Origin of the sequence: Vibrio sp. 10N.247.310.24 (assembly GCF_041467175.1) — a bacterium.
In the GTDB taxonomy this organism is placed as follows: domain Bacteria; phylum Pseudomonadota; class Gammaproteobacteria; order Enterobacterales; family Vibrionaceae; genus Vibrio; species Vibrio tasmaniensis_A.
In genome coordinates, this window is sequence record NZ_JBFSUD010000130.1 from 1 (window position 1) to 7,579 (window position 7,579).

The following is a 7,579-nucleotide window of genomic DNA, read 5'->3' on the forward strand; positions in this document are numbered from 1 at the left end:
TCGTTAGTGATTGTACTCACTTAACTCAGTGTCCAAAACTTCTGGTGCGGATCAATAATGCGTTTATAGCCCTACATGTCGTTGGCTTTTTCTATAAACCAAGTGCCTTTACACGGGCCATTAGTTAAATGCCAACGACCATCAAATCTATTGCTACTGCCACGTGCTAAAAATCGATAATCCCACTGGCTATTGCGGACTTCTAACCATTTAACGCATTACGCCAATATTGCACCGTTTTATCAGAGACAGGACCGGTTTCGTTCGCTGATGCGATCAAGAAGCCACATAAGTTGGTCGCAACTTCCTCATTGCCTAACAAATATAAACTACGAATAGCTCGCGTTAACCTTAGTTGGTTATGATCATGGTTTTTAAGCCATACATGATTTGCGGGGCTAAGCGGTAACAACGAAGATATTTCGATACCCTCTCGCTGCATGCCCCAAAACTCAAGCATCAGGTCAAGCACTTGTAGATGTGCAGTGCGAAGGTCTTCTGAATTAGCAAAAATCGCCCTGTCTTCTTGAGTAACCAACGGGGCATGTTGATTAAACTTAGTCCCTTCATCGATTGGGAAAAACACTTGGATGTACTTATGGTCGTGCTCCAACCAAAAGTGATTGTAAGCTAACAACTGTTCAATATTACGACCAAATTTGTCTGGCACTTCACCAGATATAAAGCGAGCAATCTCACTCATTTTTAAATCCTACTGACTATAACCCCCCACTTGTGGGCGAATGCATTATTACGCAGTAAACCTTGAAAAACCTAGTCCTTTACGTTGTAAGCACCGATCTGACTTCGAACGCCAAATACCGCACGTTAGGAATACTTGTTAATACTTCCAACTCACTTTTCTAACAAACGACACTGATATTCTGCGACACATTTTAGTTCTGCTGCATGTTCAGGGAATAGTTCGTGAAGAAAATACAATGCATCTGTTGGTGTTACTTGGAGGCAGGCACGGCACTAATGTGGTGTATAAAGACCATGCATTAACTTCAAGTATGGTTGGTGTTGGCGTAGCGTATGAGTTTTAGACTTAAGCCAGCAACCAGTGTGTTAATAGCTGAGTACTAAACCTGAATTACTAAAAGAGATAGGTAAAATATGCACCGAAAGATTACGTCTTTCACAGACAAGATCCTTCAGAAAGGGTCGTTCGGTGCATGTAATTTCAAGCGACTGATATAAGTGACTAGCGTAAGTCGCTAACATAAATAACTAGCGTAAGCGTCTCAACACAACCTGCTGGTCGAGCTCATTCTGATAGTCCGTGTAATCAAGCCCTTGATCAAATATGTACTCAGTGACAAGAGTACGAATGCACTCAACTAATGTGCTTGCTTGCCAAGGCTTTTCAAAGTAACGGTCGATACCTGCTGCATTAATCGCATTGATGGTATCAGTATGAGTGGCCTGCCCCGTAAGAAGGATTTTCTTTGTATTCGGAAAGCGGCTGTCATGGAACACTTCAGTGAGTAACTCCACACCCGTTTTACCTGGCATCACATGATCAGACACGATGACGGTAATGTGTTCGCCTTCTGCGTCAAGTTCATCAATGAGATCAAGCACTTCTTGTGCTGATTCACAATCTTCAATATTCAGCCAACTCGCCAGCGGCTCTAAATCTTGTACCACTGCGCTCAGTACTTCTCTCTGGTCATCGACACAGATTAAATTAAGCTTCTCCATGTTCACCCTCTACTGGTAACTTGATTCTAAATACAGTTTTAGAAGCATCACTTTTCACAATGATACTTCCGCCATAACCCGCCACAATCCGCTTAACTATTGATAAACCCAAGCCCAACCCAAACGATAAACCACCTTTTTTAGTGGTGAAGTTGGGCTGAAATACCTTTCTACGAGTCACCTCGTCTATCTCAGGGCCGTTATTCGTAATCGTAACTAATATTCTTTTCTTACTTAATCTGGTTTGAATTTCTATTGCAGCATCGTCTGAATTCGACATTGCATCACAAGCATTCTTTACAATGTTGACCCAAATCTGAACGAGCTCTGTTTTCGAGCCTTTAAAAGTCGGCAAATCTGCAGGGCTCAATCGCACAGACACTCGACGTAACTCACTTTGTAACAACGATAAGGCATGGTTAATGGAGTCGTTAATATCAACCGCTTCTTCGGTGTCAATATCAACTCTGCCAAGTTGTTTAACCGATTTTACGATGCCAACGGTGTGTCTAGATGCCAAACGTAAATCATGTAAATCACAGCCCATCTGCCAAAAACGAATCGCTTCTTCTGGGTTTTTCAGCCAATGTTTTGAAATAACGTCTGTTGCATATGAAGCGTCAATTGGAATCGCCTTCGCAAGAGAGCGAGCAATGTTTTTGTCTAAACCATATTTTCTTTCAAATTGTCGCCCACGTGTTCGTGCTTCTGACGACGTCGTTTTCTGACCATGCATTAACCCAAAATCGAAAAATTGACTGGCTTCTGGATGCACTTCTTCAAGCAGATCCATGATGACCGTTTCAAGTCGGCCAGATTTACTATTTACTACACCAATAGCGTTGTTAAGTTCATGAGCAATCCCTGCAGCTAATTGACCCAATGTCGTCATTTGCTCAGCAGTATGTAACTTCTCTAGTGCTTTTTGTTTCGCTATCGCTTCTTGTGTTGCGCGGCGTTGACGACGCGACAACTCATTGACAATCACAGGTGTGAACTGTGCGGTAAGAGGGCCAAAGTTACGTTCATCTTCAGCAGGCGTGTCTTTATCGATCCACGCTAACTCAACATCGGTTTTAGCAACAACCGTTGAAGATGCTGTCCAATTACCTGAAAAGAAGCTATGAACACCTATAAAAGCCCCACTACCCGCGCTAAACACTCGCACTTGCGGTGTATTCGCTTCGGAATAAAATCCTTCCAGTTCTCCACTAAACACATAATACAAACGAGTGTTTAACGCTGATTGTTCAATAATGGTGTTACCGGCACGGCACGTCACCCGACGCTCTGTCTGATTAAAATAACGATCGATAAGTGCTTCTAGCTTTTGTTGATACACGTATCGTTATCCTATGTGACCAATTGAATGTAGCACCCACACCATAACAAAACTCAGTAGCACACCAACCACACCCAAAATAATACCGATTCTGGCCATTTGATTACTTTGCACATGACCAGTGGCATGAGCCAACGCATTCGGTGGCGTACTGATTGGCAGCGACATACCTAATGAAGCGGCAAAAGTCACAACCAGAATTAACGTTAACTCACCGCCTAGTGGCGTGAGTGAAGCCATAGACGAACCTAATGCAGCCATAATTGGCATTAACAAGTTAGCCGTTGCGGTATGAGACATAAAGTTTGCCATTACCAAACACAAAAACGCCGCTCCGAACAACACCACATATGGTGAGTAAGCATCAAACGGAATGCTGTGTACCACGAGCCTTGCTAAGCCAGTTTTATCGAGAGCTAAACCAAGCGCAATACCACCTGATACAAGCCACAGTACGTCCCAAGAAATCTTTTTCAGGTCTTCTTTATTGATGATCCCTGTGAGTGAGAACACAGCGACAGGAATCAGAGCGACGGTATAAGAGTTCATGCCATGGCTTGAGCCCATTAACCAAAGAATGATGGTCAGCGTAAAAGTGACGTATACCGCAATGGCTTTGGGCGTTTTAAGGAATTTACCTTTGATGCTTAGCTCGATTTTCTTTTGGTCAGCTTTGTACATAAAGCCTATTAAAAACCACGCTAACGCCATCATAATAACGACAAACGGCACACCAAATGCCATCCATTCACCGAACGTAATGAGGTTATCGCCAACTAAATATTTAAGTGCGATAGCGTTCGGCGGGGTACCGATCGGGGTACCAATGCCACCGATGTTAGCGGCAACAGGGATACAAAGCGCAAACGCTATACGACCGGGGTCTTTCGGACCAAACACAGCCAATACCGGCGTTAAAATAGAGAGCATCATTGCCGTTGTTGCTGTGTTAGACATAAACATCGAAAAGATGCCAGTGATCAACATTAAGCCGAGCATCACAAACTTCGGGTCTTGTCCAAATGGCTTCAATAATACACGGGCTAAGTTTACGTCTAATCGATACTTAGTGGCGGCCATCGCTAAGAAAAAACCGCCTAAAAACAGCATGATGATTGGGCTGGCGAATGTCGCCATGATATCGCTGTATTTTAACAACTCACCAAAATGTTCCTGCCCATGCTCAAACCTTAAAAAGATCAGCCCTTTATCTGACAACATCAACAATTGCAGAACGATAATAACAACAGACGTCGCGTAGATCGGGATAGGCTCGAACACCCAGCACAATGCCGCTAATAAAAAGATCGCGATAACGCGTTGTTGAATAATCGTAAGGCCTTCAAATGGAAACGCTGATAGCGGCATTACGAGGATAATAAAAGGAATTAAAATAGGGATAATGTATTTAATATAGGGGCGCATAGCACAAAAACTCTTCCTGAGATAACAACTACTTAGAAATTAGATTTAAAGTTCTAATTTAGTCCGACAACGAATTATCGACCTCTTATCACTAACTCACTATCGGCTAGATCAATGATTACGTAATCGCGATAACCCCGTTTTCGTTTCTGTGCGCTACCTCTACGTTTGTGTGTCATTTACTGTTGCAATTAAATTCCGAGAAACAAAAGGCAAACGTTCGCCTTTGCGTGGGAGATCCGCAATATGTGAGCTATATTTGACACCTGACTGGTTTTCAGAATTAAAGAGCATAGCTGCATTATCGAGTAGCTCTTTTTTTCAATTCGAGATCTGATTAGCGTGTAAGTCGTACTTCTGCGCTAACTAAACTGATAACGTTGCATAAGTTAAATGCAACGTCCTAACTAAACTCACTGTTCTAACAGGCGACACTGATACTCTGCGACACATGTTAGCTCTGCTGCATGTACAGGGAATCGTTCGTGAAGAAAGCACAATGCATCCGCTAGGGTTATCTGATGTAGATTCGACGTATACCCAAAAACTAATCGGTGGACATTGTCATAGAGCTCATCTGAATTATCTGAGCTTTGACACTGCGCTAAGATAGCTTGATCAATCTCATCGTCAGGGTCTTCCAATGGGCTATTGGCTTGTCGATAAAGATTAAAAAGCATCGCGTCATATTGCTCTTTCGACAGCTCTTCCTTGCAACGCATTATCCACGTAAGCGTAATGAGGTTATGTCCAAAGAAACCAAACTGCTTTAAGCATGCTTGTAATACGCTATTGAGCTCTACGACTTCGCTTTTGTCAGAGCTTCGGTCGCCGACAGAACGAGTCGATGTAACAAATTCAGTGAAGCGGTTGAGGAATGCTGGAACTTGAGACGGCTCTAATTCACGGTAAACACGGTTCAGCGCCAATAAGATAGTCACATTGTGGGAAAGGTATTCGCTGGTTTGAGAAGCCTGTGAAACGTAATGCGAGAAGATATCTTGAAAGCCCTTATTCTCATGCCACTGCATTAAAGCAGCATACGCCGCTGGGTATACCCCATTATCCAATATCCTTTGAATACGAAAATCCGTAAACTTCGGCGCTTGTAGCGTTGCAGAGTACTCGTCTAAAACTTCAATCTCAGTTTGGTCTATCAGCTCACTCGTTTTAAGCCACACATTGTCGGTTGTGCAGAAATAGCTATGAAGGTGATTCGCAGCCAAATAGGCTTTTAATGAATGAGGTTGGTGGATGCTGGCACTGCTATAAAGTGCCTTTTCCAATAGTTGGTCGCTTGTCATGTTTCCTCCTTGAAACTAAGACCGAATAGATTTGGTTGTTTATATGACTAGCATCTTTGAGAGGCAAATCGACTCAAATACTTCTCCATAAACTCGATATCTGCACGATAAAAATCACCAAGAGGTATCGCTGAGGGTTCTAGCCAATAGAAAGTTTGCTGTCTTTCTGCGTCGACCACTTTAGGTTCGTCATTCTGATCCGCACGCAAAACTACATAGTGAATTTCACCACCGAAGTCGTTCTTACCTTGATGAATTCCGAGCAGTTGTAAATCTTTAAGACCCGTTTCTTCCCACAACTCTCTGATTGCGGCTTCGCGCCCCGACTCTCCGGGATCAACTGAACCTCCAGGGAACTCAAATATCATACCTTGGCGATGTCTAAAACGCTTTTGGATTAAGACTTTCCCTTCTCTTACAACCACGGCCATAGCTATGTTTTTCATATGATATTCCTTGTACTTCAAAAAGCACTTTAAACAAAATTAACCAAGAATAAGGAATCCACTTTAGGTGTGCCGTTGTATTTGCACTAACTATTACTTAACTTAAAAGAGACTCGCACTGGCTTAGCGATTGCTGCCTCCTGAGCATTAGGTATAAAGCCCATGTAATCATTGCGTCTAGAGTTATACCCAAGCCGAACATCAAACCGATAGTTTGAAGGGTAGGAACAAATATGCCGACTTGATAACACACAAAAGCACCGCCATAAAACACACTATTAACCACCAAAGATTGATAGAGCATGAGGTCTGTTCGACCAATACCATAGAAGTAACTGTCGATGACATTGTTGAAGCTAAACACAATATAAAATCCGACTAACAACCATACTAAATCGATAATTGGACCTGAGTTCTTAACCCCCATTACATTTGATATAAAGCCATCCCACATCGGTATTGTGATAGCCCAAGCGACAATGACCCCCACAGTTAGCCAAAAGTAACCATTGATTCGTTCAATCGATAACCCTTTGTTGGTTGCAGCGTCTTGCTTCACTAACTGACCTAAAGCTAATACAGGAAGTAACAACCATCCCCAAATAAATTGATTCGCAACCCAAAACGTTCCAGCTTATTGTACTTGGTTCACTAATTGCAAAATCATTACAATAAAAGCGGCATTACGAACAAATGACTCTAGGCCTGACTTCCACCCAATAACTACCCACTCCTTTAGCCATATATTTTTATTTCGATAACTTTTCCCAAACTTAAGAGATACACCTAATCTTATAAGATAAGTAATAGCGACTGCGGCAAGTATTAAATTGACAATAATATTGCTAAAAGCGATACCATGAACGCCCAATTCAAAGGAAATTGGTAACTGGCTAACAAATAGAGCATCACACAAAATCGTTAGTATCATTTGTACGACTAACAACTTGTACAGAGTCTCCTTCTGATTTTTCAACACTAAAACTAACGATAAAAAAGCGTAAACACTAGAAAGTAATATAGCAAATGATTCCAATCGGATATATTGTATCGTCGTAGTGAGCAGTTCTTTTTGTTGTTGCATTGCAGTAACAAAGATTGGTGTAAGCCATAGGACAACAGCAGTGACTAAAAGATAACTGAATACTATAATTTTTAGTCCTAGATTAACTCTCTCTTGAAATTTTCTATCATCATTTACGACTTTACCAAAGATAAATGCTAACGGAATGAATAACGCTTCATGGAGTACTTCATAACCAACATTTAGCCAAGTTACTTGCGCTGCGATACTATATGTCCGGCGTTTTTCAAGGTAGTTGTCATCATTCGCTTGTTTACTAAGCAGCTTCTCT

Annotated in this window: 6 protein-coding genes and 1 pseudogene; all 7 read right to left on the minus strand. The window is 42.0% G+C overall.

The annotated features are described in order from the left end of the window. Positions 1 to 202 precede the first annotated feature (202 nt). The 7 genes and pseudogenes from AB6E08_RS22145 to AB6E08_RS22175 all read right to left on the minus strand — a co-directional run bounded on the left by AB6E08_RS22145 (position 203) and on the right by AB6E08_RS22175 (position 7,572). The gene (locus AB6E08_RS22145) at positions 203 to 703 is read right to left on the minus strand and encodes an opioid growth factor receptor-related protein (protein ID WP_372067781.1); all 501 of its coding nucleotides are present in this window, start codon (positions 701 to 703) and stop codon (positions 203 to 205) included. 530 nt (positions 704 to 1,233) lie between these two features. Beyond that, entirely contained in the window at positions 1,234 to 1,707 is a 474-nt protein-coding gene (locus AB6E08_RS22150) for a response regulator (protein ID WP_017062404.1), read from the minus strand. Then, positions 1,694 to 3,049 carry an ATP-binding protein gene (locus AB6E08_RS22155; protein ID WP_372067785.1) on the minus strand — a complete coding sequence of 452 codons (1,356 nt, stop codon included), beginning with the start codon at positions 3,047 to 3,049 and terminating at the stop codon, positions 1,694 to 1,696. Before AB6E08_RS22155 ends, AB6E08_RS22150 begins: the two co-directional genes overlap by 14 nt. A gap of 6 nt (positions 3,050 to 3,055) precedes the next feature. Then, entirely contained in the window at positions 3,056 to 4,474 is a 1,419-nt protein-coding gene (locus AB6E08_RS22160) for a DASS family sodium-coupled anion symporter (protein WP_017090757.1), read from the minus strand. Positions 4,475 to 4,887: 413 nt separating this feature from the next. Beyond that, positions 4,888 to 5,778 (minus strand): hypothetical protein, encoded by an 891-nt coding sequence (locus AB6E08_RS22165; protein ID WP_372067788.1) that lies wholly within the window; start codon positions 5,776 to 5,778, stop codon positions 4,888 to 4,890. A gap of 47 nt (positions 5,779 to 5,825) precedes the next feature. Then, positions 5,826 to 6,224, minus strand: a complete 399-nt coding sequence (locus AB6E08_RS22170; protein WP_102502640.1) for an NUDIX hydrolase — start codon at positions 6,222 to 6,224, stop codon at positions 5,826 to 5,828. 97 nt (positions 6,225 to 6,321) lie between these two features. Next, positions 6,322 to 7,572 (minus strand): annotated as a pseudogene (locus AB6E08_RS22175) (MATE family Na+-driven efflux transporter). Positions 7,573 to 7,579: the final 7 nt, after the last annotated feature.